Below are 23,551 nucleotides of genomic sequence, written 5' to 3' on the forward strand. Positions count from 1 at the left end.
CGGCCCCTAAGGGGGGAACGTCGCTTTCGTAATTTGCCGTGTGCTATGACGCCTGTAGCCTCGGTAGACGGTGCCTGAACGAGGAAGGGACGCGATGTCAGCGACGGATAGCGACGGCGTTGCTGCCTGGCTGGTTCAGGCGACGCTGGATGGTCTCAGCGAGACGGATCTTCTCGACGCCTTCTGCGAGCGGATCGTTGCCGCCGGGGTAAGGGTTTGCGAGGTCAATATCCTGATCGATACGCTCCACCCGGTCTATGAGGGGCGGGCGTTTCGCTGGCGTCGCGATCGGCGCGATGTCCCCAGTGTACTGGAATATGGCCGCACCGGGCAGGGCGGGGACGAGGACGAACGCTGGCTGACCAGTCCGTTCTTTCACCTCTTGCAAGTGGGCGAAACGGTTTTGCGCCGTCGGCTGGCGAGCGACGTGGAAACGGAGTTCCCGATCCACGCCGAACTCATGTCCCGCGGCCAGACTGACTATCTCGCGCTGATCCATCCCTTCGGCGCCGACGGCGTCGTGGGCGAGATGGACTGCATCTATTCGTCCTGGTCGACGGACGCGGCCGAAGGCTTCTCCGACGCCGAGATCGCGCTGTTACAGGAGCTCGGCCCGCCACTCGCCGCGGCGATGAAATCGGCCTCGATGACCCGGATCGCACGTACCATCGTGGAAACCTATCTCGGCCGCGAGACCGGTCGGAGGGTGCTTGCCGGCAAGATCGCGCGCGGGGTGACGGAGAAAATCTCGACTGTGCTGTGGTTCAGCGACCTGCGCGGTTTCACCAATATCACAGAGACGGCCGAGCCGAGCGCGCTGATTCCGTTCCTGAACAACTATTCCGAAGCCGTGATCTCGGCGATCCACAGCGCCGGCGGCGAGGTCTTGAAGCTGATCGGCGACGGGACGCTGGCGATCTTCGATGCCGACGATCCGGCGGAGGAGTGCCGGCGTGCGCTTGCGGCCGAGCGGGCGCTGCGGGCGCGCGTGCCGGAACTCGCCCAGCTTCATGCCAATCAGGGGTTGCCGGTGACCACGCCCTATATCGGGCTTCACCTCGGCGAAGTGTTCTACGGCAATGTCGGCAGCGAGGACCGGCTCGATTTCACAGTCGTCGGGCCTGCCGTCAACGAGGCAAGTCGGATCGCGGCGATGTGCCGGTCTGCGGAGCGCGATGTGCTGATCTCCTCAGCGTTTCGGGCTGCGGCCGCCCCCGAAGACAAGGCGAGGCTGGTCTCCGTTGGGCGCTATGCGCTGCGGGGCGTCGCCCGTCCCCAGGAGCTGTTCACGCTGGACGAAGAAGGGCCGGAGCGCCCGTAGGCTGGCTTTGGATCCTTTTCCGCTCAGATGGAAACATCCGAGGGATAGGAAATGGCCCCGGATTCGATAGGTTGAGCATGTCTTACTGAAAAGCCGGCGTCGCGATCCGGGAGAGATGGGTCGTGGCCTGGAGCGGGGCAGGAACCCGCCGCAGGTCCTTCGGCTTGTGCAGCAATCGCTGGGCGGCGATCGTGTTCCAGGAGTGCGCGAAGGCACGATAGCTCGATATCGCGGAGCTCATGTCGATGCGGGTGAAGCGGTGGGGTGCGCTGCGCCCCAGCAGAGCGCCGTCCTCGGCGGAGACTTCCACGACGCCGCCGTCGATCAGCTTGGCGATGAAGCGATTGCGGCTGGCCAAAAAGGCGGCGGAGCGAAACGTCCCGCTGTCGCTGCGCTCAAACCCGCGGGCGATGTCGGTGACAAGGCGGCCGGCGGCGAGATCGAGTTCCAGGCTGACCACCGCAAGGCAATCGTCGGAGCGAAGTTCCAGGACGAGGCCGGTCGATGTGGTTTCCGCTCCGATCAGGCGCAGCGTTTCGAACGGCCGGTCGCGATCGCCGCGTAACCGCACCGCGATCGCGCCCAAGCGAGCGTCGAGCGCGATGGTTTGCGCTTGGTCGAGGCGGGTTTCGGTTGGAAGCTCTGACAGGGCGTCCAGCAGATCCGGGCCGAACCGCTCGACGAATCCGCTCACGCCGACGAAATCGTCGGAGACGATCTCCAAAAGGGCCATGGGGCCGCGCCTTTCTTACATCCTGGCGAATCGGAGAGCACCGATCCGCGGCATCGTCATCTCCACCCCTTTGATCCAGATTTGCACGGGACAGGCCGTCCGCGCAATTCAGCCGCGTCCGGAAATCGGCGGCTGGAAGGCAAGTCCGGTGTCCCAGGGAAAATAGATCCAGGTGTCCTGGGAGACCTCGGTGATGAAGGTGTCGACCAGCGGACGCCCTTTGGGCTTGGCGTAGACGGTCGCGAAATGGGCGTTCGGCAGGTGACTGCGCACCAGTCGGGCCGTCGCCCCGGTGTCGACCAAGTCGTCGACGATCAGAATGTGCTTTCCGCCATCGCCGCCGACGGCGAGAAGCTCCGAGTTCACCCCCTTGATGATGTTGAGCTCGCCTTGCTCCTTGTTCTCGTTGTAGGAGGCGACGCAGAAGGTATCGATCAGGCGGATGCCGAGCTCGCGCGCAACGATCGCCGCCGGCACCAGCCCGCCGCGCGTGATGCAGGCGATCCCTCTAAAATCGCCTTGGCCGCTCAGCCGCCAGGCGAGCGCGCGGGCATCCCGGTGAAACTGATCCCAGGAGACGGGAAAGGCCTTTTCCTGCGGTGGCGTCTCGGTCGGCATGGGGACGGCTCCTCACTTGTCCGGCACGGTGAGTTCGGCGACGGCCGCTTCAACAGCACTCTTGGCGGCGGCCAGCTTGTCGGTCTCGCGCGAGCGGACCACGATCTGGGTCAGGAAGCGCGTGCCGTCGAAGTGTGGATAAGAGCCGATCTGAACATCGGGATGCGCCTCGGCGATCTTCGCCAGCGGTTCGGCGATCTTTCCTTCCGGCATGGGCGCGTTGATGGTCTCCGAAAAGATCCGCCGGCCGGTCTTCAGCCGAGATCCGATCTCGTCCAGCATGCTCTGCATGATCCGGGGGACGCCGGCCATTACGAATACGTTGCCGATGTGAAAGCCGGGGGCGCCGGAGACCGCATTCTCGATCAGGTCTGCGCCTTGCGGGATGCGCGCCATGCGCAGCCGGGCCGAGGTCAGGTCGGCGTTTGGATAGCGATGGCGCATGAGGGCGACGGCGCGTTCATCGATGTCGATGCCGACCCCAAAAGCGGAGGCGATCGCATCGGCGGTGATGTCGTCGTGGGTGGGGCCGATGCCGCCTGTGGTGAAGACGTAGGTATAGCGTTCGCGCAGGGCATCCACGGCCTCCACGATCATCGCCGAGACGTCCGGGACGGTGCGGATCTCGCGAACCTCGATGCCGACCTCCGAGAGATACTCGCAGATGTAGCCGGAGTTGCTGTCCTTGGTGCGTCCGGAGAGGATTTCATCGCCGATGACGAGAATGCCGGCGGTCACGGACTGATCGGATGCGCTGTCGGTCATGGTGGATCGCTTCCTTGTTGAAAAGCGCTCTTAGAGCCGTTCCGCTTTTCACGGAAATGCAGGCCGACTCCAACTTATTATTTGGACGCATTTCCGGACGGCGAACCGGTTTCCGCTTCGCCTGGAAAAGGCTCTTAGCATAGGCGGCTTCGGCAATCCGTGCGCTCGTCGGCTCTGGACGATGGCTTCCAAGCTTGCTTTGGGCTCAAGCCGGCAGCGTCGACGGGCGCCAGCCGTAAATCCGGTCCATCCGGCGCAACAGCCGGTCTGGGCCAAGCGTGGCCATGGTGAGGTTGCGGGCAATCGCGGCCGGAAAGCCGAGGTGATAGACCCGCTCCAGCCGCCGCGCCTCGCGCCAGATCGGTACCACGCGCGGCTTGCGGCGACGCTCGTAGGCGACCAGCGCCTGCGACGTGGGCCCGTGCAGGGCGATCGCCGCGGCAAGCTCGCAGGCATCTTCGATCGCCATCGCGCCGCCTTGGGCGAGAAAGGGCAGCATCGCATGGGCGGCGTCTCCGACCAGGGCGATCGGTCCGCGCACCCAGCGGGCATCGGGCGCCACGGCCGCCAGCGGCCAGCGCGTCCAACTGTCCGACCGCGCCAGCAGGGCCTGCAGGTCGGGGGCGAGCCGGCGGCCGACGCCAGTGGGCAGGGCGGTTGCCTCGTCGGGCTGGGACGGATCGCCCGGCCGATCGGCGGTGACCACGACGATGTTTGTGAGCGTGCCGGCCGCGATCGGGTAGCGCACCACGTGAGCGTCCGGTGCAAGCCATAGATCCACCCGCCGGGCCGCCTGTTCATCATGGGGATCGGCCGGAATGATGGTGCGCCAGGCGGTCTGCCCGGTGGGGCGGGCGGTGCGTCCGTCGATCGCCGCGCGCACAACCGAGCGCACGCCATCGGCCCCGACCAGAAGCGGCGCTCGCCAGGTCTCGTCGGCAACGGTCAGCTCGATCGCGTCGCCTTCGGTGCGCAGATGCGTCACCGGCGCGTCGAGATGGAGCGCGATACGCGGATCGGCTTCGGCGGCAGCAAGGAGGATCGCCTGCAGATCGGCACGGTGGATCACGCGATAGGGCGCACCGAAGCGCACCTCCGCGGTGTCGCCGAGCGTGACGCGGGTGATCTCCCGTCCGTCACGGCCCGATCGCATCGCCACATGATCGGGACGCACGGCCTTGGCATCGAGCGCGGCATCGAGGCCGAGCGCGGACAAGACCCGCCCGACATTGGGCGAGAGCTGAATGCCCGCGCCGACCTCGCTCAGCGCCGGCGCGCGCTCGAACAGGTCGACCTCGTGGCCGAACCGGGCCAGGAGAAGCGCGCTGGCAAGCCCGCCGATTCCGCCGCCGGCGATCGCAATGCGCGTCTCAGAACCCATGGCCGACCAAACGCGTCAGGCCGCGGCTTCCTTGAATTCGCATTCGCTCGGGACCGCGTCGTGGGGATCGAGGCTCGAGTCGAGCACATAGTGGGTGGAGCAATAGGGGCACACCACCTCGCTCTCGTCGCCCATGTCGAGGAAGACGTGTGGATGGTCGAACGGCGGCCGGGCACCGACGCACATGAACTCCTTGGCGCCGATGCGGATCTGCTCGACACCCGGGTCGTTCTGGAAGTGAGGGATGACGTTTTCCGCCATGGGCCGGCGCTCCGCAAAGTCTCGATTTCGGATCGGGGCGGACGATATCGCGGTCGCGTCCGAAAGGATAGGGGCCATCGTCGCGGGTTCCGCCGCCGGTGTCGAGCGGCTATGGTCCGCCGCATCTTCAGTCAAATCGCGTGTGTGCCGTGGCTTCTTCCTATCCAACCCAAACCTTTTCCTCCGATGGCATCGAGATCGCCTATATCGACGCGGGCGAGGGCGAGCCGATCCTGCTGATCCATGGCTTCGCCTCCAACAAGGAGATGAACTGGGTCGGTCCGGGCTGGGTGGAAGCGCTCGTTCGCGACGGACGCCGCGTCATCGCGCTCGACAATCGCGGTCACGGCGAGAGCGAGAAGCTCTACGATTCGGCCTACTATCCCGCCGACGTGATGGCGGAGGATGCGTTTCGGCTGCTCGATCATCTCGCACTCGAACGCGCCGACGTGATGGGCTATTCGATGGGCGCGCGGATCTCCGCATTTCTGTCTCTGGCGCATCCCGACCGGGTGCGCAGTGTGGTCTTCGGCGGCCTTGGGCTCGGCATGGTGAAAGGGGTCGGTGGCCAGGAGATCATCGCCTCAGCGCTGGAAGCCCCGTCGCTCGACGAGGTGACCACGCCGCTCGGGCGCAAATTCCGCCAGTTCGCCGACCAGACCAAGAGCGACCGGATGGCGCTGGCGGCCTGCATGCGGGCCTCCAGCAACAAGATTTCGGAGGAGACGATCGCGACGCTGGTGCCCCCGGCGCTCGTGGCGGTCGGCACCACCGACGATATCGCCGGCTCCGCCGAGGGCTTGGCGGCGTTGATCCCGAACGCCAAAGTGCTTGAGATTCCCGGCCGCGATCACATGCTGGCCGTGGGCGACAAGGTCTATAAGGAAGGCGTGCGCGCCTTTCTGCATGAACGTCCCTGAGTGTCGGGCGTTCAGGAGTGTGAACGCAAGCGTTTGCCTCGGCGCTTCGAACCACTATGTTCAAGTGTCGGATCGCGACCGGAGACGAAAGGACCCGCGGCCATGGTTCATGTAACGGAGCGCGACACCGTCGCCCCGATCGCCAGTCATGATCCGGTTTGGGATCGGATTCGCGACGATGCGCAGCGGATGGCCCACAACGAGCCCACGCTTGCCGGTTTCGTCCACGCGACGGTGCTCGATCAGCCGGATCTGGAATCCGCCGTCAGCCAGCGCGTGGCGCACCGCCTCGGCGACGCCGCCGTCGGGGCCACCCATATTCGCCACGCTTTTCGCCAGGCCTATGAGGCCCGGCCGGAGCTGTCGGAAACGCTGCGCGTCGATATCGTCACCGTCTACGATCGCGATCCCGCCTGCCATCGGCTCATCGACCCCGTGCTCTACTTCAAGGGCTTTCACGCCATTCAGACGCACCGGCTGGCCAATTTCCTGTGGCATCAGGGCCGACGGGATTTCGCCTACTTTCTGCAGAGCCGGGCGTCCGCGGAATTCCAGGTCGATATCCATCCGGCCGTCCCCATGGGGCGCGGCATCTTCATCGACCACGCGACCGGTGTGGTCGTCGGCGAAACCGCGGTCATCGAGGACAACGTATCCATCCTGCAGGGCGTGACCCTCGGGGGGACCGGCAAGGAGGATGGCGATCGGCATCCGAAGATTCGGCACGGCGTGCTGATCGGGGCCAATTCGTCGATCCTGGGCAATATCGAGGTCGGCCATTGCGCTCGCGTGGCGGCCGGCTCGGTGGTCTTGAAGCCAGTGCCGGAAAACTCCACGGTGGCCGGCGTTCCCGCCCGCGTCGTTGGAACGGCCGGCTGCGCGGAGCCTGCGCGCTCGATGGACCAGATCCTCGCGGATTTCGACGAGCGGGTCTGACACCACCGGCTCATTGCGACCCTTTGGACGGCGTCCGCGCGGGCGCCCGGCCCATTTCCTTTTGCTTGCTATGGAGGACATTTTGGACAAGGCCGAAATCGCGAAGCTGCAAAACTATCTGCGGCGGACCTTTGGCAACACGACGCTGTCGGTCCGGGCGCGGCCGCGCAAGGACGATTCGGCCGAGGTGTACCTGGGCGACGAGTTCATCGGCGTCCTGTTCCGCGACGACGAGGACGAGGACCTGTCCTGGACGTTCACGATGTCGATTCTGGAAATCGACGTGGAGGAATAGGCCACGATGCCGCTCTATGAAATCGACGGGGCGCGGCCGGAGCTTCCGGCCGCCGACGCCCACTGGATCGCTCCGACAGCGGTTCTGATCGGGCGGATCCGGCTCCTGGCCGAGGCAAGCGTCTGGTGGGGGGCCGTGCTGCGCGGCGACAACGAGTGGATCGAGATCGGTGAGCGCTCGAACGTTCAGGACGGTTCGGTCTTCCACACCGACATGGATGCGCCGCTGACCGTCGGTGCGGATTGCACCATCGGCCACAAGGTCATCCTTCATGGCTGCACGGTCGCCGACAATTCGCTGATCGGCATGGGCGCCACGGTGCTGAACCACGCCAAGATCGGCCGCAACTGCATCATCGGCGCCAATGCCCTGATTCCCGAGGGCAAGGAAATTCCCGACAATTCGCTGGTGGTCGGCATGCCCGGCAAGGTGGTGCGCACCTTGAGCGACGACGAGGTCAAAGGCCTCACCCGGAGTGCCGCGCACTACGTGGAGAACTGGAAACGCTACGCGGCTGGCCTGAAGGTTCTCGGATCAAATTGAACGGGACATGTTCTAAAGCCGTTCCGTTTTTAACGTCCGGTTTTGGCGCATTTCCGGATGGGGAACCGGTTTTCGATGCGCACGGAAACGCTTTCTCGACAGAGCAGCAAATCGCCTCAGCGCCCGGTGCGGGCGGGGGGCGACTGCTGGGGCCGGATCGATCCGACGGCGCTGGTGCCGCGCTGATCGATGATCCGGACCCAGGTGCTCGGGTCCTCGACCTCTTGGCGCTTGACGTAATGGTAGAGCGTTAGCGCCCAAGGCAGCACGGTGTCTGTGCGATTGTCCAAAATGAGATCGCCACGGTCGGTCCCAACTGTCAGAACCGCATGGCCTTCGCCGTTTTCGTCGCGCACGACGGTGATGAGAAGCACGCTTGCCGGCCAGCCTTTTTCCATCAGCAGCCGGCGTTTCAGCAAGACGTAGTCTTCGCAGTCGCCGGCCTCGATCGGATAGGTCCAGAATTCCGAGCGCCCATAGTAGGCGCGATCGGTCACCGGGCGAACCGCGGCGTTTACCGAACGGTTGGTCTCGACCAATTCCACCCAACGTTCGTCGGTGAGAACGACGGCCCGCGACGGCTTTTTTGCCGGCCGGCAGTCGACGGGAAAGCGCGTGCAGAATTCCACATAGCCCTCGGGGGCTTCCGTCGGATCGGAAAGCGGCATGAAGCTGCTGGTGGCCTCTGCAGCCGATGGTGCACCGACTGCCGCAAGAATCGCGAGAAGCCAGGTGGCCAAGCGAAGCCGGGCAGGGCAGGCGGGCGCAGCAGAAACCATCATCCTCGCGAAGCCTTTTCACCGATGTCGGGACGTGGGCATCAAAGCGGGGTGAGCGGATCGATCAGCCTTCGAAGGGAGGTCGGCTTCGTTGGCCGGCCGATCCGCTCTGGTCGTTAGATTGCACAGCACGACTTGCGGCGGGATGAAGCGGACGGCTTGCAATTAAATCGATCCGTTACGAGCGCGGCTACCTTTAAGTAACGATGCCGTCGGCTGCGCGAGGCGGGCTTGCCTTGTCTCAAGCCGGTGGGCGGCCTAGAAACCAGAAAGATACGAGCGACTGCAGGTCCCGTGCGGCAGCGCCGGTAAAGCGTGGTCGCGCCACCGCCCTTTCTTCCCGGTTCCGCAAGGACGACCGATCACCTCATGACTTTTTCGCGCTCCGACCGTGGCGAGCCGATGTTCACGATCCCGTCGACGGTGGTCTGGCTGACGGCCGTGCTGGTGGTCATCCACATCGTCCGCACGACGCTTCTGACCTATGAGCAGGACATCGGCGTCCTGATCCTGTTCGCCTTCATCCCGGCGCGCTATGCCGGCGATGTCTTTTCCTTCTACCTCTCCGGCAATGGAGGCGGTGCCGGGCTCTGGTCGATGCTGAACACGGGCGCGGCGGTCTGGACCTTCCTGACCTATGCCTTTCTGCACGGCAGCGTCACCCATCTGCTGGTGAACGCGCTGTGGCTCGTCGCTTTTGGCAGCGCGCTCGCGCGCCGGTTCGGCACGGTGCGCTTTTTGGCCTTTTCCGCCGTCTGTGCGATCGTCGGCGCGGCCGTGCATCTGGCGGTCCATTTCGGAGATATGGTGCCGGTGGTCGGTGCCTCGGCGGCGATCTCGGGCCAGATGGCGGCAGCGGCGCGGTTCGTGTTCCAGCTCGGCGGCCCGCTTGGCGTTCTCAGAATCGGCGACGAGCGCGCCTACCAGATTCCTGCCGACAGCCTCGCTGAGACGATCCGCAATCCCCGCGCGATGATCTTCGTTGCGGTCTGGTTCGGGATCAACCTTCTGGTCGGGCTGGGTTCGAGCTCGCTGATCGGTGTCGATGGCACGGTCGCCTGGGAGGCCCATATCGGCGGCTTCCTGGCGGGCTTGTTCCTGTTCCGCATGTTCGATCCGGTCGGCCCCTCGGGAAATGCGACCGCGGCTCATCGCTGGACCTCTCGCCCAGGCTGAGCCGGTCCTGTCGCGCCGGTATCGCGGAAAACGGGTCCTGCTCTTCGCCCGACGCGTCCCGACGCGAACCTTCGCCTTCGTTCAATTCCAGCTTGTGTGCGCCAACAGGGATGGCATCATTGTCCGTCCGGTCCATGCGCACGCTCGTGGACTGGGCGCCTTGCGGCTCTGACACTGCTCGCGCCACGCCGAAACTTGTCCGGGATCGATTTTCCGCCTTGTTTCGGCGTCAGGATAAAATGTCGCAGGGGGCTTGGGGACGACAACAGATGGCGTGCGAAGGGAGGCATCCATGACCGTTGCCGCGATTCTGGCCGACAAGGGTCACGATACCGTCACCGCGAGCGAGAGCGATACGATCGCTGCGGTGTGTAGGCGGCTGGCCGAGTACAAGATCGGTGCCGTCGTCATTGCCGGTGCCGACGGTGCGCTTTCCGGCATCCTATCGGAGCGCGATATCGTGCGGGCTTGCGCCGCCCATGGTGCGGAGGCATTGCACTCGACGGCCGGGCAACTGATGACCCGTGCCGTCGTGACGGTCACCCCCGACGATACCATCGCGACCGTCATGGAGCGCATGACGGCCGGGCGCTTCCGCCATCTGCCCGTCATCAAGGACGGCAAGCTCGCGGGCGTGATTTCCATCGGCGACGTGGTGAAGCACCGCATCGCCCAGGCCGAGCAGGAAGCGGCCGAAATGCGCACCTATATCGCCAGCGCCTGACGACCGGGGCCTGCGATCGAGCTGGCCTATTCCGGAGCGGCCTCCAGGAAGGCGAGGGGCGTCGTCCCCTCGCCGGACGTGCCGAGCGGCACCTGTCGGTAGAAACACGACGTGCGGCCGGTGTGGCAGCTCGCACCGGAGCCGCCGACACGCACCTTGATCCAGACCGCGTCTTGATCGCAGTCGACCCGCATCTCCGTCACGCTCTGAACCGAGCCGGAGGTGTCGCCCTTGCGCCAGAGCGCCTGGCGCGAGCGGCTCCAATAGTGGGCGATCTTGGTCGCGATCGTCTTGGCGAGCGCCTCGGCGTTCATGTGGGCGACCATCAGCACGTCGCCGGTGTCGGCGTCGGTGACGACGCAGGTGACGAGCCCCGCCTCGTCGAAGCGCGGGCGCAACTCCGCCGCCTCGTCCTGGGCCGACTTGGACAAGGGGGGCGCAAACGCGCTGTCATCCGCCATCATCTCAGCCGCGCACCATCGTCAGAAAGCGCGCCTGTTCGGCCGGATTGTCCAGAAACATCCCGGAAAAGCGCGAGGTCACGGTCCGGCTGCCGGCCTTTGCGATGCCGCGCATGGACATGCACATATGCTCCGCCTCGATCATCACGGCGACGCCGCGCGGATCGAGCGCGTCCTGCATGGCGGTGACGATCTGCGAGGTCATGGTCTCCTGGGTCTGCAACCGACGGGCATAGACATCCACCAGCCGCGCGATCTTGGAGAGCCCGACCACGCCGTTGCGCGGATAGTAGGCCACGTGTGCATTGCCGAAGAACGGCAGCATGTGGTGCTCGCAATGGGAGTGGAACGGAATGTCCTTGACCAGGACCATGTCCTCGTAGCCCGCGACCTCCTCGAACACGCGGTCGAGCACATCGCGACCATCGGACTCATAGCCTGCGAACAATTCGCCATAAGCCCGCACCACGCGCGACGGCGTATCGGCAAGTCCTTCGCGGGTCGGGTCGTCGCCGGCCCAGGCGATCAGCGTGCGAACGGCGGCCTCCGCTTGCTCCCGGGAGGGCCGAACCCGTTCGTCGTCCGCCGAGATCTTGTCGGCCATCGCATCCATGATCGGGCTTTCCTGCATCGTCATTTGTCGCGCAACATACGCGCTTGAACCGGGATTGGACCAGATCCGCTGATCCCAAAACAAGGCCACCACCCGGCTTTGGTGTTTTCGTCGCAAACCCATATATGTTGGCAGAGGTCCGGTGCCCACCCGCCATTTCGGCGAGAAAACGCAGACGAAGGGCCGGACGCGACCGGCCGACCGTGTGCGGTTCGGGTTCTCCGGCTCGGGCGAGGCTTGAACATGATCGACGAGCTCTACAACGAGAAAATTCTCGAATTCGCGGGCAATATTCCGAAGCTCGGACGGCTCGAGCATCCGGATGCGACCGCGACGGCGCACTCGCGCCTGTGCGGATCGACCGTGACGGTCGACCTCGTCTTGAAGGACGGGGTTGTCAGCGATTTCGCGCACGATGTGAAGGCATGCGCGCTCGGCCAGGCCTCATCTTCGATCATGGCACGCACGATCATCGGCTCCACGCCCGATGAGCTGCGTCAGGTGCGTGCGCAGATGCGGTCGATGCTGAAGGAAAATGGCCCGCCACCGGGCGGACGCTGGTCGGATCTCGCCTACCTGGCGCCGGTCCGCGACCATAAGGCGCGCCATGCCTCCACGCTTTTGACCTTCGATGCCGTGGTGGATGCGGTCGACCAGATCGAAGCGCGTCAGAAGGACGAGGCGGCGACTGCCTGACCTCCATGTGTGCGGCGAGCGAAGGCGATAGGGCGGGCGAGGGCGAACGCGGCTCCGGACATCGCTCGGGCAAGTCCGCGCCGGCGCGGCACAACGGTCCCGGCGTGTGGATCGCGCGCGGCCTGATCCGAACCTACCAGCTCACGCTCTCGCCGTTCATTGGGCGCCATTGCCGTTATTTGCCGACGTGCTCGCACTACGCCGAGGAGGCCATCGTTCGCCACGGTTTCTGGGCTGGCGGATGGATGGCTCTGGCACGGTTGTGTCGCTGTCACCCGTTCGGTGCGTCCGGTTTCGATCCGGTGCCGGAGCGCGCCGACCATTCCGGCGGCCGCTGGTGGCGGCCATGGGCGTTCGGTCGTTGGACAGGCGGGCACATCGACCCGAAGACGCGGTTGGATCGCTGACAAGGTCCGGGCAAGCCAGATCTTGACCCTGTGCATCGTCGGCGCCAAAAGCTGGAAAACCAACACAGCCGATGTCATATCCGGCATGACAAACAACACGCTTACCTGCGCTCGTGGGCAGTGAGTGAGCAAGGAGACAAGATGATCAATCTGACCTTTCCCGATGGATCCGTGCGTGAATTCGATGCCGGCGTGACCGGTGCGGATATCGCCGCGTCGATCTCCAAATCCCTGTCCAAGAAGGCGGTTGCGGTCGCGCTCGATGGCGCGCTTGCCGATCTGTCCGAGCCGATCCGCTCCAATGCGGCGATCGAGATCGTGACCCGCGACGACGGCCGCGCGCTGGAGCTGATCCGCCATGACGCGGCCCACGTGATGGCCGAGGCGGTGCAGGAGCTTTATCCCGGTACCCAGGTGACCATCGGTCCGGTGATCGAGAACGGCTTCTACTACGACTTTGCCCGTAACGAGCCGTTCACCCCCGACGACCTGCCGGCGATCGAGGCGAAGATGCGCGAAATCATTGCGCGCGATGCCCCGTTCACCAAGGAAGTCTGGTCGCGCGACGAGGCCAAGCGGGTGTTTGCCGACAAGGGCGAGGCCTACAAGGTCGAGCTCGTCGACGCAATCCCTGACGATCAGGACGTGAAGATCTACAAGCAGGGCGAGTGGTTCGACCTCTGCCGCGGCCCGCATATGCCCTCGACCGGCAAGGTCGGCGAGGCGTTCAAGCTGATGAAGGTGGCGGGCGCCTATTGGCGTGGCGATTCCAACAACGCCATGCTGACGCGTATCTACGGCACGGCTTGGGCTTCCAAGCAGCAGCTCGACGGCTATCTCCATATGCTGGAGGAGGCGGAGAAGCGCGATCATCGCCGTCTCGGACGCGAGATGGACCTCTTTCACTTCCAGGAGGAGGGGCCGGGTGTCGTGTTCTGGCACGCCAAGGGCTGGCGCATGTTCCAGACCCTGGTCTCCTACATGCGCCGCCGGCTGGAAGGCACGTACGACGAGGTCAACGCGCCCCAGATCCTCGACAAGGCCCTCTGGGAGACCTCCGGCCACTGGGGCTGGTACCAGGAAAATATGTTTGCGGTGAAGTCGGCCTACGGCTTCACGCATCCGGACGATGAGCAGGCCGACCATCGGGTCTTCGCCATCAAGCCGATGAACTGTCCGGGTCACGTTCAGATCTTCAAGCATGGCCTGAAGAGTTACCGCGATCTACCTATCCGATATGCGGAATTCGGAACGGTGCACCGCTACGAGCCCTCTGGCGCGTTGCACGGATTGATGCGCGTGCGGGGCTTCACCCAGGACGATGCGCATGTCTTCTGCACCGAGGACCAGCTCGCGGCCGAATGCCTGCGCATCAATGACCTGATCCTGTCGACCTACTCCGATTTCGGCTTCGACGAGATCACGGTGAAGCTTTCCACCCGGCCGGAGAAGCGCGTCGGGTCGGATGCGAACTGGGATCATGCCGAAGAGATCATGGCGGAGGTGCTGGAGCAGATCGCGGCGCAGTCGAGCGGCCGCATCAAGACCGGCATTTTGGAAGGCGAGGGCGCGTTCTACGGGCCGAAGTTCGAATACACGCTGCGCGACGCCATCGGCCGCGAGTGGCAGTGCGGGACGACCCAGGTCGACTTCAACCTACCGGAGCGGTTCGGGGCCTTCTATATCGACAAGGACTCGGAGAAGAAGCAGCCGGTGATGATCCACCGGGCCATCTGTGGCTCCATGGAGCGCTTTCTCGGCATCCTGATCGAAGACTCCGCCGGCCATCTGCCGCTGTGGTTTGCGCCGCTTCAGGTGGTGGTCGCGACTATCACTTCGGACGCGGACGGCTATGCGAACGAGGTCGCGGAGAAGCTGAAGGCGGTCGGGCTGCAGGTGCACGCCGATCTCCGCAACGAGAAGATCAACTACAAGATTCGCGAGCACAGCCATGCCAAGGTGCCCGTGATCCTGGTCGTCGGTCAGCGCGAGGCGGAAGAGGGCTCGGTCAACGTGCGCCGGCTCGGTTCGCGCGATCAGGTCTCCATGTCGCTGGGCGAGGCGATCGGAGCGCTCCGCGAAGAGGCGATGGCGCCGGATCTCAAGCGGGCTCTGGCAACCGTCCAGGCGGCGTAAACCGCGCCGCCACATCGCTTACGATAGGCCGCACCTGCCACGGGTGCGGCCTTTCCGATTCGACGTCACGGTCCCAAGCAGATGGTTGGTCGCCACTATGGTCGATGCCAGCGCAATTCAGGCGTTTGAGGAGCGCGGCTTCAATGCCTGGCCGACCCGCCGCAGCGTTCTGTCCGGCGGCTGGCTTTTCCGGCTCGGGGACGGCTATACCAATCGCGCGAACTCGGTGAACGCCTATCTTCCGAACGCGCCGTTCGATGGTGTCCGCGAACTCGCCGAGGAGCTGTTTTCCCAAAACGGGCTTGCTCCTCTCTTTCGCATGACGCCGCTGGCATCGACCGAAGCGGACAACGCACTTGCGGATGCCGGCTACACAGTCTTCAGCCCAACGCTCTTGCTCACAGCTCCGATCGTGTCGAAGCCTGTCCGCCGTCCGGAACTGCGCCAGAACCAACACTTGGAGCCGTTTGGCGATTCCGTGAAGAGCGGAACGGATCTCCGCGATGTCGTCCTGATAGCGCGCCCGACGCCGGAGTGGATTGGCGGCATTGCCGGAATGCTCGGGCTGACGGAACGAGATGCGGCGGCCCATGAGGCCATCGTTCGCGCAATCGTCATGCCGGCCGCGTTTGCAACCATGCGGAGGGCCGGCAGTGCGGTGGGGTACGGCTTAGCCGTTTATGAGCGCGGGGCCGTGGGGTTGTTCGATCTGGTCGTTGCGGAACGGTACCGGGGCCAGGGGCTTGGCCGGTCGCTGATCGATGCGCTGATGGCCTGGGGGCAAGCGATTGGCGCTCGCCAAGCCTATCTTCAAGTCGCAGAGGCAAATGTCGGGGCGTTAAGGCTCTACGACCGGCTCGGCTTCGGCCGCTTGTATCGCTACCATTATCGCCTTCCACCAAATCGCGTTGCGCCTTGAGGGGGCTTGGCTACTGGGTTGTCGTGGTTGCGGCTGCAGTGGCCGCCGTCGCGGCATTGGCAAGAACTTCCACATCGCGATCGCTGCCGGGCGAGACGGTGAAGTTGCGGCTGTAAATCTGGTCGCGGTTCTTGGCCACGACCGAATAGTCGCCGGCGGCCAGGACGAAACTCGGGAACGCGCCGACGCTTTCCACCACGATGTCGCCGCCGGGGGTGTAGACCGTCCAGGCCGTGTCGGCGAGCGCTTCGCCGCCTTCCTGATCCACCAGCTTGAGCGTCACCGAGGCGGCGCGGTGGCGCATGGTCGCCTCGACCACCTTGCCGGGCTTCACTTCCAGATCCGCCCGGCGAACGGCATTCACGCCGCCATAGTGGCTGACGACGTGATAGGTGCCGGCGGCGAGGGGAACCACCTCGTTCGGGCTGGCCTCCGCGATCAGGCGGCGTCCGTCCGGAAAGCCTTCGTTCGGCTCGTAGATCGAAAAGGTGAGCGGCTCTCTCGGTGCCGTCCCGTCCGGATCCATGACGGCGCTGAGCTGCAGGCCGCCGGCATTCAGCGAGAAGGTTTCCGTCTGGACGTCGCGGAAGAGGTCCACGCGCTTGGCGGCGGTCGCGCGGCCGAAAGCGGCGTGCACGATATAGCGGCCCGGCTTTAGGCGGAAATCAGCGTCGCCGCCGACACGTTCGGCGATCAGCGGCAGCCGGCCATCGGCATCGGGAATCACGCCGAACACGCGCCAATGCACGCCATTGTCGAGCGGCCGCCCCGTCTCCGTCAGCTTGGCGATGAGATAAAGCGCGGTTTCCTGGTCGGAGGGGGTGCCGGTGTCGATGCCGGCCGGCGGGGCATATTGGGAGATTGCGGCGCTGAACTCCGGGCTGTTCAGCATCGGGAAATTCGAGACGGTGGAAAAGTCCGGCAGGGGACGCTCGGGCGCGTTCGGATCGGGCTTCGCTTTTGGCACGGGGACATCTGCGGCCAGTGCCGGTGCGGCCAGCGCCAGGAGGAGCGCGGCGACCGCTGCCAATCGTCCGGTCGCTTTCAGCTTCATCTCCGCCAAATCCTCGTTCGCATTGCGTCGACGGATCGCAGCCATCCAGCCGCCTCCGTCCTTTTCGTCTCGTACGATCCCATTTAGATCCTGAATACGATGTCGATATCGTGGCCACAAGCCTTGAGCCCATTGCCACGCCCGAAACCTGATCCCCATTTGCCTTCCTCCGGCCCGTTTCCGAGCCCGGGAATCAGAGACTTCATAGGACACATCCCGTAAATGACCGACCTGTTGACCCATCTGCGGACCCGTCGCTCGGTTCCCGCTGCCAATCTGTCCGCGCCGGGACCCGATGCGGAGACCCTACAGGACATGCTGACGATCGCCGCCCGCGTTCCCGACCACGGTAAGCTCGCGCCCTGGCGGTTCATCCTGTTCGAGGGCGACAATCGGCTGGCCTTCGGCGAAGCGCTGGCAGAGATCGTCAAATCGCGGGACTCCAACGCCGGCGACGATCTGCTGACGCGCGAGCGCAACCGATTCGCGCACGCGCCCCTGGTGGTCGGGGTGGTGAGCTGCGCCGGCCCGCATCCGAAGATCCCGGAATGGGAGCAGATCCTGTCGGCGGGCGCGGTCTGTCTGAACCTGGTTCATGCCGCCTATGGGCACGGCTTTGCGGCCCAGTGGATCACGGAGTGGTTCGCCTTCGATCCGGAGGTGCTGAAGATGCTCGATCTGGAGCCGAGCGAGCAGATTGCCGGCTTTGTCCATATTGGGACCGCAGCGGGGGCCCCGATGGATCGTGCGCGTCCGGATGTCGAAGGCCTGACGACCCGCTGGGCGCCGAAGGGCTAGTTCGCCCCGGTCTTTGCGATAGGTCGGCTTTCTACGTCTCCGCCAGCCGGGCGCGTTCCAGGATGCGCTCGGCGCGTCGCAAATGCGGCCGGTCGACCATCTCCCCATCGATCCCGACCACGCCGGCATCGGGGTTGGCGGCAAAGGCGGCAACGATGCGCCGCGCGGCTTCGATCGCCTCGGAGCTGGGCGTGAAGGCGGCGTTGATTGCCGGCACCTGGGCGGGGTGGATCGCCATCTTGGCCGTGAATCCGTCGCGAGCGGCGTCGCGCGCTTCCGCCACCAACCCATCGAGATCGCGGAAATTGGTATAGACCGCGTCGATCGGGGCGGCGCCGGCATGGACCGCACCGGCCAGGCAAAGCGATCTTGCCATCCGGATCGGGTCGGTGAAGCTGCCGTCGTCCGCCCGCGTGCTCGTGGCGCCGAGGTCTGCCGACAGATCTTCTCCGCCCCAGGCAAGTCCGCGCAGCCGCGAACTGGCGTCTCGGTAGCTGTCGAGCTGAAACAGTGCGCCGGCGGTTTCCGTCGCCACAACCAGGATTTCCGTGGCGCCGTCGGCGAGATCGTGCTCCGCCTCCCGCACGGCGAGCTTGGCGTCGAGCCGGGTTACATCGGGCCCGCCGCCGGCCTTGGGCAGCATCACGCCGTCGGGTCTGGCGGCCATCACGGCATCGAGATCGGCGTCGGTCAGACCTGTGTCGTACGCGTTCACCCGAACCACGAGGCGTGGGCGGGCGCGTTCGGCGACGATGGCGGACAGAAAGTCCGCAACGCTGCGCCGTGCCGCGTCTTTGGCGCTGGCGGCGACGGAGTCCTCCAGGTCGAGGATCAGGACGTCAGCGCCGCTGATGAGCGCCTTGTCCATCTTCCGGTGGCTGTCGCCAGGCACGAAAAGGAGCGAACGCATGGCAGCGCTCGTCTCACGTCTGCGGCTTGCGGCGGACCATCACGGTTCGTTTGGAAATGGCGACGGCGACATCGTTCTGATTGTAGGCGGTGTGCTCGAGTTCCAGGATCCCGGCGTTCGGCCGTGATTTCGATTCGCGCTTGCCGAGCACCACCGTCTCCGCGCGGATCGTATCGCCGTGGAAGACGGGTGCGGGGAAGCGGACTTCGCTCATGGCGAGGTTGGCAATCGTGGTGCCGACGGTGAGATCGCTCACGGAAATGCCGACCAGAAGCCCTAGCGTGAAGAGGCTGTTGACCAGCGGCTGGCCCCAATCCGTCTCCGTCTCGCAATAGTGGCGATCGATGTGCAGTGGCTGCGGGTTCAGCGTCATGTTGGAGAACAACATGTTGTCGGCTTCGGTGACGGTGCGGCGCAGCGTGTGCCGATAGACCGTGCCGACGACGAAATCCTCCAGATAGAGCCCACCGCGATCCGACATATTCCCTCGCCTGACAGTCGTTCCGGTCCCGCGGACGTCCTCCCTCCGCGTGGTTTAAGCCGGAGTGTGATCAATCGCCTGGATGACGGCAACTGCAACTGTCTCAGTATCGAAACTGCTCGGCCAGAATGCGCTCGTCCCAGCTATGATCGGGATCGAACATCACGAGGCTCTTCGATTTCACGTCTTCCGCCACCTCGACTTCCACGACCGAGCGGATCTCCACGTGATCGGCGGCTGCCGCCACCGGCCGCTTTGCCGCCTCGCAGATTTCCATCCGCACGGTCACGTGGTTCGGCAACAGGGCGCCGCGCCAGCGCCGCGGCCGGAACGCGCTGATCGGGGTCAGCGCAAGCAGCGGGGCGTAGATCGGCAGGATCGGGCCGTGGGCGGAGAGGTTATAGGCAGTGGATCCGGCCGGTGTGGAGACCAGCACGCCATCGCAGATCAATTCCTCGAGCCGCACGCGCTTGTCGATGGAAATGCGCAGCTTCGCGGCCTGATGGGTCTGGCGCAGAAGCGAGACTTCATTGATTGCCCGGGCGGTGTGTTCCGCGCCGTAGACATCGCGGGCAGTCATTAGAAGCGGGCGGATCGCCGTGGTTACGGCGGCATCGATGCGCTCGTGCAGACCGTCGACCCGATACTCGTTCATCAGGAAGCCGACCGAGCCGCGGTTGAGACCGTAGATCGGCTTGCCGGTGTTCATGAAGCGGTGCAGCGTGGTCAGCATCAGGCCGTCGCCGCCAAGCGCGACGATCACGTCCGCTTCGTCCGCCGGGATGTCGCCGTAGCGGGCGACGAGTTCCGCCCGCGCGGCCTCGGCCTCGTCGGTGGGGCTTGCGACGAACGCGATTTTTGCGGTGGAACGAGGCTCGGTCATGGCGGAGGTGTCCGGCGGCGAGTTTGGCGTGCCTAGCATGCGCTTAGCCGCCTGCCAACGTCGTGGGAAGTCATTGAGGGCAAGCAAGGAGCGGCCATGCCGGAGAGCGAGACGACTCTGATCTACACCACCTGTCCCGATCTTGAGAGCGCAAAGGCGATCGGCGGCCATCTGGTGCGAAATAATCTGGCGGCCTGCACGAACATTCTGCCCGGAATGGTCTCCGTATTCCGTTGGGAGGGCGAGATTGCCGACGAGGCCGAAGTGGCGATGATCGTGAAGACCCGCCGCGCGCTGATCGACAAGGTCACCGCGGCGATCGTGGAACACCATCCCTACGACACGCCGGCCGTGGTGGCGCTTCCGGTGGTCGGCGGGTCCGTGCCGTTCCTGGCGTGGATCGCGGCGGAGACGGCGGACGGCTGACGGGAGCGCTCAGCGCTTGCTGAGGAGCCTCTCCGCTCTTTCCAGATCGGTCGTCGTGTTGACGTTGAAGAACGGGTCGACCATTTCCCCGCCGACGACCACCGGATCGAAATCGACTATCGTCGCACCGACGCGATCGAGCCAGCCCATCATGGCGCGGCGTCTGTCCTGCTTCAGAAATGTCTCCAGGCCATCCAGAAGCGCGACATCGAACAGGGCGGCGACCGGATGCGGCTGGCCGGCCGACCGCGCGATCCGGGCAGGGCCGGAGGATGCGAGCAAACGGGCGACGAAATCCGGCGGGAGCAACGGGGCGTCGACCGGCACGGTCACCACACGCTCGGCCTCTAGCGCGTCGCGGGCCCAGCGGAGCGCGGTGGCGATGCCGGCCAGCGGGCCCGGCCGGCTGTCGTCCGGGTCGCGAATCAGGGGCAGTCCGAACTGCGCGATCATCGGATCGGTCTCCGCAACGTTGATCGCGAGAGCGCCGCATTGGGGGGCGAGCCGGTCGATCATATGGGCCAGCAGCGGCTCTCCGCGAAGCTCGGCAAACGGCTTGTTGCCGCCGATCCGGCTGCCGAGGCCGCCGGCGATGATGACTCCAGGCGGTGCGGCCGGATCCTGGTTCTGGTCTCGCAGCATTGATCGTGTTTCAAAGATCTCTAAGTCAGTCGGATGAGGCGAGGCCGCAAACGTGCGGCGTCTCGCCCGCGATGTCAGGACGAAATCCACATGAAGTGGCCACTGAAAGGCAGGAAAGCCAAGATGGCAACGCCGACAAAGGAGGCAGTGCGCGAGCGCCTTGCCACGATCGAGGGGCCGGACGGATCGGGCGACCTCATCTCGCTCGGTCTCGTCTCGGATATCTACGTGTCGGACGGACGCGTGGCCTTTTCCATCACGGTGCCGGCCGACCGCGCCCATACGCTGGAGCCGCTGCGCAAGCGCGCGGAGGAAACGGTGAAAGCCATGTCGGGCGTCGAGCGGGTGATGGTGGCGCTGACAGCGGAACGCGCGCCGGGGCAAGGGCAGCCTGCACAGCCGCAGCGCCCCGCGCAGCCCCCAAATCGAGGTCCGGCCCAGGCGCCGGGCGGTGGCGGTCAATCGTCCGGGCGGTCGGGACCGGTACCGGGGATCGGCGCGGTGATTGCGGTCGCCTCTGGCAAGGGCGGCGTCGGCAAATCCACCACGGCGGTGAATCTCGCCTGCGCGCTTGCCCGCAAGGGGCTCTCCGTCGGCGTGCTCGATGCCGATATCTACGGCCCCTCGATGCCACGGCTTCTAGGCATCACGTCGAAACCGCAGACCCTGGAAGACAAGCGCATCAAGCCGCTGGAGGCGCACGGGATCGAGGTGATGTCGATCGGCTTCCTGGTGGATCCCGAAGCCCCGATGATCTGGCGCGGCCCGATGGTCGTGTCCGCGCTGACCCAGATGCTGAGGGATGTGGCCTGGGGCAATCTGGACGTGCTGGTGGTCGACATGCCGCCGGGCACCGGCGACACCCAGCTCACGCTCGCCCAGAACGTGCCGCTCGCCGGTGCGGTGATCGTCTCGACGCCGCAGGATCTTGCGCTGATCGATGCCCGCAAGGGCCTTGCCATGTTCGAAAAGGTCGATGTGCCGATCCTGGGCATCATCGAGAATATGAGCCATTTCATCTGCCCACACTGCGGCGAGCGCTCGGACGTGTTCGGCACCGGCGGCGCGCGCACCGAGGCGGAGCGGCTGCACGCGCGCTTCCTCGGCGAAATTCCGTTGCACATGTCGATTCGCGAGCGGTCCGATGCGGGCACGCCGATCGTGATCGCGGAACCGGACAGCCCTCAGGCGCAGGCCTTCATGGCCGTGGCGGACGGCGTGTTGGAAGGCCTGGACCAGGCCCAGGCGGCGGCACGTCCGCAACCGCGCATCGTGGTGGAGGACTAGGGTCATTCCAGGCGGAGTGGGAACCGGTTCGCCTGGAAACCTGCTCGCTACTGCAGCATCCGATCGCGAGCAAAGAGACCGAGGACGAGGGCGGCAAGGACGCCGACGATCATGGGGATGAACATCGGCCACGGTGTGCCGGCGAACATCTCCATGTCGAACATGCGCCCGACCAGCACGGTCGCGACCGCGCCGCCGCCGACCTGAAGCGCGCCGGCGGTGCCCGAGGCCGCGCCCGCCAGATCCGGATGGACGCTGACGGCGCCGGCAATGGCGTTCGGCAGCGAAAACCCGTTGCCGAGCCCGGTGATGCTGAGCGGGGCGAACAGAGCGAGCGGATGGTGCACGCCGGCCAAATGCAGGGCGACGGCGATCAGGATCCCGACGATCGACAACAGGTTGCCGATGGTGATCATGCGGGAGATCCCGATCCGCGCACCGAACCGGCCGGTGACGAAGTTGCCGAACACGTAACCGACCACCAGCGGCATGAAATAGAAGCCGAACGCGCCAGGGCTGATCCCCATCACCCGAATCGCGACGTACGGCCCGCCCGACACCAGCGCGAAGAAGGTGCAAGACAGCAGCATCAGCGTGCCGGCGAACACCCAGAAGGCGCGCATGCGCAAGAGCTGGCCGCTGCCCTTCAGCCACGCCTTGAACGAGGAGGTTTCCGCGCTGGCGGTGCGCGTTTCAGGCAACGAGAAGAAGGCCACGAGCAGAATGAGGCCGCCGAACACGGTCATTACCTCGAACGCCGCGCGCCAGCCGAAGGCCTGGTCGAGCTGCCCGCCGATGGCGGGCGCCAGAACCGGGGCGATGGCCATGCCCATGTTGAGATAGCCGATTCGCCCGGCCGCGCTGGCCCGATCGGAGGTGTCGCGCACGATTGCCCGGGCGAGCGAAAGCCCCGCGCTGCCGCCAATCGCCTGGATCATCCGGGCAATCAGCAGCGTGCCGATGCTTTCCGCCATCGCGCAGGCAAGGCTGCCGATAACGTAGAGCACCATGCCGACGAGCAACACCGGCCGGCGCCCGAATCGGTCGGAAAGCGGCCCCATGATGAGCTGACCGATCGCGGTCGCTGCGAGATAGGCGGTGATGGTGAGCTGGACCATCGTCGCGTCGGTCTGAAGCGCAAGCTCCATGCCCGGCAGCGACGGCACGTACATGTTCACGGCCACCGGCTGCATGGTCGAAACCAGGATCAGGACGATGAGCGCGGGTGGTTTCGGATGCTGGGGGGCCTGAAAAGAAGAGCTCATGAGTTGGCTTTGGCAGCCCGCCGCGGGCTTGGCAAGCCGTATTCGCCTCGTGTGCCAACAACAGTAAGGGCGTCCGGCGACACGATGCTGTCATGAAACCATTGGCTCGGTTCGCTATCGG

Annotated in this window: 28 protein-coding genes; 14 read left to right on the plus strand and 14 right to left on the minus strand. The window is 65.3% G+C overall.

What is annotated here, in order from left to right:
- Nucleotides 1–94: 94 nt before the first annotated feature.
- On the plus strand, nt 95–1,321 hold the full coding sequence (locus HNS03_RS18185) for an adenylate/guanylate cyclase domain-containing protein (RefSeq protein WP_367197369.1): 1,227 nt from the start codon (nt 95–97) through the stop codon (nt 1,319–1,321).
- A gap of 82 nt (nt 1,322–1,403) precedes the next feature.
- Here HNS03_RS18185 and HNS03_RS18190 read toward each other — a convergent pair whose 3' ends face one another.
- The 5 genes from HNS03_RS18190 to HNS03_RS18210 all read right to left on the minus strand — a co-directional run bounded on the left by HNS03_RS18190 (nt 1,404) and on the right by HNS03_RS18210 (nt 5,079).
- Complete coding sequence (locus HNS03_RS18190) at nt 1,404–2,054, minus strand: hypothetical protein (RefSeq protein ID WP_367197371.1); 651 nt, start codon at nt 2,052–2,054, stop codon at nt 1,404–1,406.
- A gap of 108 nt (nt 2,055–2,162) precedes the next feature.
- On the minus strand, nt 2,163–2,672 hold the full coding sequence (gpt, locus tag HNS03_RS18195) for a xanthine phosphoribosyltransferase (protein WP_367197373.1): 510 nt from the start codon (nt 2,670–2,672) through the stop codon (nt 2,163–2,165).
- Between the two features lie 12 nt (nt 2,673–2,684).
- The gene (locus HNS03_RS18200; protein WP_367197374.1) at nt 2,685–3,437 is read right to left on the minus strand and encodes a competence/damage-inducible protein A; all 753 of its coding nucleotides are present in this window, start codon (nt 3,435–3,437) and stop codon (nt 2,685–2,687) included.
- Between the two features lie 205 nt (nt 3,438–3,642).
- On the minus strand, nt 3,643–4,818 hold the full coding sequence (locus HNS03_RS18205; RefSeq protein WP_367197376.1) for an FAD-dependent monooxygenase: 1,176 nt from the start codon (nt 4,816–4,818) through the stop codon (nt 3,643–3,645).
- Nucleotides 4,819–4,833: 15 nt separating this feature from the next.
- Nucleotides 4,834–5,079 (minus strand): zinc-finger domain-containing protein, encoded by a 246-nt coding sequence (locus tag HNS03_RS18210; protein WP_367197378.1) that lies wholly within the window; start codon nt 5,077–5,079, stop codon nt 4,834–4,836.
- A gap of 149 nt (nt 5,080–5,228) precedes the next feature.
- Between HNS03_RS18210 and HNS03_RS18215 the strand changes: the two genes are divergently transcribed.
- From HNS03_RS18215 to HNS03_RS18230, 4 genes are all read left to right on the plus strand, one after another.
- On the plus strand, nt 5,229–5,999 hold the full coding sequence (locus HNS03_RS18215) for an alpha/beta fold hydrolase (RefSeq protein WP_367197379.1): 771 nt from the start codon (nt 5,229–5,231) through the stop codon (nt 5,997–5,999).
- Between the two features lie 102 nt (nt 6,000–6,101).
- Nucleotides 6,102–6,935 (plus strand): serine O-acetyltransferase, encoded by an 834-nt coding sequence (gene cysE, locus HNS03_RS18220; protein WP_367197381.1) that lies wholly within the window; start codon nt 6,102–6,104, stop codon nt 6,933–6,935.
- Between the two features lie 82 nt (nt 6,936–7,017).
- Complete coding sequence (locus tag HNS03_RS18225) at nt 7,018–7,230, plus strand: DUF3126 family protein (RefSeq protein ID WP_367197383.1); 213 nt, start codon at nt 7,018–7,020, stop codon at nt 7,228–7,230.
- Between the two features lie 6 nt (nt 7,231–7,236).
- Nucleotides 7,237–7,773 (plus strand): gamma carbonic anhydrase family protein, encoded by a 537-nt coding sequence (locus tag HNS03_RS18230; protein ID WP_367197385.1) that lies wholly within the window; start codon nt 7,237–7,239, stop codon nt 7,771–7,773.
- A gap of 116 nt (nt 7,774–7,889) precedes the next feature.
- Here HNS03_RS18230 and HNS03_RS18235 read toward each other — a convergent pair whose 3' ends face one another.
- Nucleotides 7,890–8,555: a transglutaminase-like cysteine peptidase gene (locus HNS03_RS18235; RefSeq protein WP_367197386.1), complete on the minus strand. Its 666-nt coding sequence runs from the start codon at nt 8,553–8,555 to the stop codon at nt 7,890–7,892.
- Between the two features lie 366 nt (nt 8,556–8,921).
- Between HNS03_RS18235 and HNS03_RS18240 the strand changes: the two genes are divergently transcribed.
- Together HNS03_RS18240 and HNS03_RS18245 are read left to right on the plus strand one after the other, a co-directional pair.
- Nucleotides 8,922–9,728, plus strand: coding sequence for a rhomboid family intramembrane serine protease (locus HNS03_RS18240; protein ID WP_367197388.1), 807 nt, complete (start codon nt 8,922–8,924; stop codon nt 9,726–9,728).
- Nucleotides 9,729–10,020: 292 nt separating this feature from the next.
- Entirely contained in the window at nt 10,021–10,452 is a 432-nt protein-coding gene (locus HNS03_RS18245) for a CBS domain-containing protein (RefSeq protein WP_367197389.1), read from the plus strand.
- Nucleotides 10,453–10,478: 26 nt separating this feature from the next.
- Here HNS03_RS18245 and hisI read toward each other — a convergent pair whose 3' ends face one another.
- Both hisI and folE read right to left on the minus strand, forming a co-directional pair.
- Complete coding sequence (gene hisI / locus HNS03_RS18250) at nt 10,479–10,916, minus strand: phosphoribosyl-AMP cyclohydrolase (RefSeq protein ID WP_367197390.1); 438 nt, start codon at nt 10,914–10,916, stop codon at nt 10,479–10,481.
- 1 nt (nt 10,917) lies between these two features.
- Entirely contained in the window at nt 10,918–11,526 is a 609-nt protein-coding gene (gene folE, locus HNS03_RS18255; RefSeq protein WP_367197462.1) for a GTP cyclohydrolase I FolE, read from the minus strand.
- Between the two features lie 243 nt (nt 11,527–11,769).
- Here folE and HNS03_RS18260 point away from each other — a divergent pair, with 243 nt between their 5' ends.
- The 4 genes from HNS03_RS18260 (at nt 11,770) to HNS03_RS18275 (ending at nt 15,684) form a co-directional block, all read left to right on the plus strand.
- Nucleotides 11,770–12,222: an iron-sulfur cluster assembly scaffold protein gene (locus HNS03_RS18260; protein ID WP_367197391.1), complete on the plus strand. Its 453-nt coding sequence runs from the start codon at nt 11,770–11,772 to the stop codon at nt 12,220–12,222.
- 5 nt (nt 12,223–12,227) lie between these two features.
- Entirely contained in the window at nt 12,228–12,629 is a 402-nt protein-coding gene (yidD, locus tag HNS03_RS18265; protein ID WP_367197393.1) for a membrane protein insertion efficiency factor YidD, read from the plus strand.
- Between the two features lie 141 nt (nt 12,630–12,770).
- Nucleotides 12,771–14,765: a threonine--tRNA ligase gene (gene thrS / locus HNS03_RS18270; RefSeq protein ID WP_367197395.1), complete on the plus strand. Its 1,995-nt coding sequence runs from the start codon at nt 12,771–12,773 to the stop codon at nt 14,763–14,765.
- Between the two features lie 97 nt (nt 14,766–14,862).
- Nucleotides 14,863–15,684: a GNAT family N-acetyltransferase gene (locus tag HNS03_RS18275; RefSeq protein ID WP_367197397.1), complete on the plus strand. Its 822-nt coding sequence runs from the start codon at nt 14,863–14,865 to the stop codon at nt 15,682–15,684.
- A 10-nt stretch (nt 15,685–15,694) separates the two neighbouring features.
- On the opposite strand, the gene HNS03_RS18280 is transcribed toward HNS03_RS18275, so the two are convergent.
- Nucleotides 15,695–16,783 (minus strand): hypothetical protein, encoded by a 1,089-nt coding sequence (locus HNS03_RS18280; RefSeq protein ID WP_367197398.1) that lies wholly within the window; start codon nt 16,781–16,783, stop codon nt 15,695–15,697.
- A gap of 177 nt (nt 16,784–16,960) precedes the next feature.
- Between HNS03_RS18280 and HNS03_RS18285 the strand changes: the two genes are divergently transcribed.
- A complete protein-coding gene (locus HNS03_RS18285; RefSeq protein WP_367197399.1) occupies nt 16,961–17,536 on the plus strand; it encodes a nitroreductase in 576 nt (191 codons plus the stop codon).
- A 31-nt stretch (nt 17,537–17,567) separates the two neighbouring features.
- On the opposite strand, the gene HNS03_RS18290 is transcribed toward HNS03_RS18285, so the two are convergent.
- From HNS03_RS18290 to HNS03_RS18300, 3 genes are all read right to left on the minus strand, one after another.
- Nucleotides 17,568–18,446 (minus strand): CoA ester lyase, encoded by an 879-nt coding sequence (locus tag HNS03_RS18290; protein WP_367197400.1) that lies wholly within the window; start codon nt 18,444–18,446, stop codon nt 17,568–17,570.
- 13 nt (nt 18,447–18,459) lie between these two features.
- A complete protein-coding gene (locus HNS03_RS18295) occupies nt 18,460–18,927 on the minus strand; it encodes a MaoC family dehydratase (RefSeq protein WP_367197402.1) in 468 nt (155 codons plus the stop codon).
- Nucleotides 18,928–19,030: 103 nt separating this feature from the next.
- On the minus strand, nt 19,031–19,810 hold the full coding sequence (locus HNS03_RS18300; protein ID WP_367197404.1) for an NAD kinase: 780 nt from the start codon (nt 19,808–19,810) through the stop codon (nt 19,031–19,033).
- A gap of 96 nt (nt 19,811–19,906) precedes the next feature.
- Between HNS03_RS18300 and cutA the strand changes: the two genes are divergently transcribed.
- A complete protein-coding gene (gene cutA, locus HNS03_RS18305; protein WP_367197406.1) occupies nt 19,907–20,236 on the plus strand; it encodes a divalent-cation tolerance protein CutA in 330 nt (109 codons plus the stop codon).
- Nucleotides 20,237–20,245: 9 nt separating this feature from the next.
- Here the strand turns inward: cutA and mobA are convergent, their stop codons facing one another.
- Nucleotides 20,246–20,878 (minus strand): molybdenum cofactor guanylyltransferase MobA, encoded by a 633-nt coding sequence (mobA, locus tag HNS03_RS18310; RefSeq protein WP_367197408.1) that lies wholly within the window; start codon nt 20,876–20,878, stop codon nt 20,246–20,248.
- A 123-nt stretch (nt 20,879–21,001) separates the two neighbouring features.
- On the opposite strand from mobA, the gene apbC reads away from it, so the two are divergent.
- Nucleotides 21,002–22,165, plus strand: coding sequence for an iron-sulfur cluster carrier protein ApbC (gene apbC, locus HNS03_RS18315; RefSeq protein ID WP_367197410.1), 1,164 nt, complete (start codon nt 21,002–21,004; stop codon nt 22,163–22,165).
- Between the two features lie 47 nt (nt 22,166–22,212).
- On the opposite strand, the gene HNS03_RS18320 is transcribed toward apbC, so the two are convergent.
- Nucleotides 22,213–23,430 (minus strand): multidrug effflux MFS transporter, encoded by a 1,218-nt coding sequence (locus HNS03_RS18320; RefSeq protein WP_367197412.1) that lies wholly within the window; start codon nt 23,428–23,430, stop codon nt 22,213–22,215.
- Between the last annotated feature and the right edge of the window lie 121 nt (nt 23,431–23,551).

The sequence above is a fragment of the Amorphus sp. 3PC139-8 genome (assembly GCF_040750475.1).
GTDB lineage: Bacteria > Pseudomonadota > Alphaproteobacteria > Rhizobiales > Amorphaceae > Amorphus.

Coding starts and splice junctions, on each gene's coding strand:
- HNS03_RS18185 (WP_367197369.1), top strand. CDS start 95: ATGTCAGCGACGGATAGCGACGGCGTTGCTGCCTGGCTGGTTCAGGCG.
- HNS03_RS18190 (WP_367197371.1), bottom strand. CDS start 2,054: ATGGCCCTTTTGGAGATCGTCTCCGACGATTTCGTCGGCGTGAGCGGA.
- gpt (WP_367197373.1), bottom strand. CDS start 2,672: ATGCCGACCGAGACGCCACCGCAGGAAAAGGCCTTTCCCGTCTCCTGG.
- HNS03_RS18200 (WP_367197374.1), bottom strand. CDS start 3,437: ATGACCGACAGCGCATCCGATCAGTCCGTGACCGCCGGCATTCTCGTC.
- HNS03_RS18205 (WP_367197376.1), bottom strand. CDS start 4,818: ATGGGTTCTGAGACGCGCATTGCGATCGCCGGCGGCGGAATCGGCGGG.
- HNS03_RS18210 (WP_367197378.1), bottom strand. CDS start 5,079: ATGGCGGAAAACGTCATCCCTCACTTCCAGAACGACCCGGGTGTCGAG.
- cysE (WP_367197381.1), top strand. CDS start 6,102: ATGGTTCATGTAACGGAGCGCGACACCGTCGCCCCGATCGCCAGTCAT.
- HNS03_RS18230 (WP_367197385.1), top strand. CDS start 7,237: ATGCCGCTCTATGAAATCGACGGGGCGCGGCCGGAGCTTCCGGCCGCC.
- HNS03_RS18235 (WP_367197386.1), bottom strand. CDS start 8,555: ATGATGGTTTCTGCTGCGCCCGCCTGCCCTGCCCGGCTTCGCTTGGCC.
- HNS03_RS18240 (WP_367197388.1), top strand. CDS start 8,922: ATGACTTTTTCGCGCTCCGACCGTGGCGAGCCGATGTTCACGATCCCG.
- HNS03_RS18245 (WP_367197389.1), top strand. CDS start 10,021: ATGACCGTTGCCGCGATTCTGGCCGACAAGGGTCACGATACCGTCACC.
- hisI (WP_367197390.1), bottom strand. CDS start 10,916: ATGATGGCGGATGACAGCGCGTTTGCGCCCCCCTTGTCCAAGTCGGCC.
- folE (WP_367197462.1), bottom strand. CDS start 11,526: ATGGATGCGATGGCCGACAAGATCTCGGCGGACGACGAACGGGTTCGG.
- HNS03_RS18260 (WP_367197391.1), top strand. CDS start 11,770: ATGATCGACGAGCTCTACAACGAGAAAATTCTCGAATTCGCGGGCAAT.
- yidD (WP_367197393.1), top strand. CDS start 12,228: ATGTGTGCGGCGAGCGAAGGCGATAGGGCGGGCGAGGGCGAACGCGGC.
- thrS (WP_367197395.1), top strand. CDS start 12,771: ATGATCAATCTGACCTTTCCCGATGGATCCGTGCGTGAATTCGATGCC.
- HNS03_RS18275 (WP_367197397.1), top strand. CDS start 14,863: ATGGTCGATGCCAGCGCAATTCAGGCGTTTGAGGAGCGCGGCTTCAAT.
- HNS03_RS18280 (WP_367197398.1), bottom strand. CDS start 16,783: ATGGCTGCGATCCGTCGACGCAATGCGAACGAGGATTTGGCGGAGATG.
- HNS03_RS18285 (WP_367197399.1), top strand. CDS start 16,961: ATGACCGACCTGTTGACCCATCTGCGGACCCGTCGCTCGGTTCCCGCT.
- HNS03_RS18290 (WP_367197400.1), bottom strand. CDS start 18,446: ATGCGTTCGCTCCTTTTCGTGCCTGGCGACAGCCACCGGAAGATGGAC.
- HNS03_RS18295 (WP_367197402.1), bottom strand. CDS start 18,927: ATGTCGGATCGCGGTGGGCTCTATCTGGAGGATTTCGTCGTCGGCACG.
- HNS03_RS18300 (WP_367197404.1), bottom strand. CDS start 19,810: ATGACCGAGCCTCGTTCCACCGCAAAAATCGCGTTCGTCGCAAGCCCC.
- cutA (WP_367197406.1), top strand. CDS start 19,907: ATGCCGGAGAGCGAGACGACTCTGATCTACACCACCTGTCCCGATCTT.
- mobA (WP_367197408.1), bottom strand. CDS start 20,878: ATGCTGCGAGACCAGAACCAGGATCCGGCCGCACCGCCTGGAGTCATC.
- apbC (WP_367197410.1), top strand. CDS start 21,002: ATGGCAACGCCGACAAAGGAGGCAGTGCGCGAGCGCCTTGCCACGATC.
- HNS03_RS18320 (WP_367197412.1), bottom strand. CDS start 23,430: ATGAGCTCTTCTTTTCAGGCCCCCCAGCATCCGAAACCACCCGCGCTC.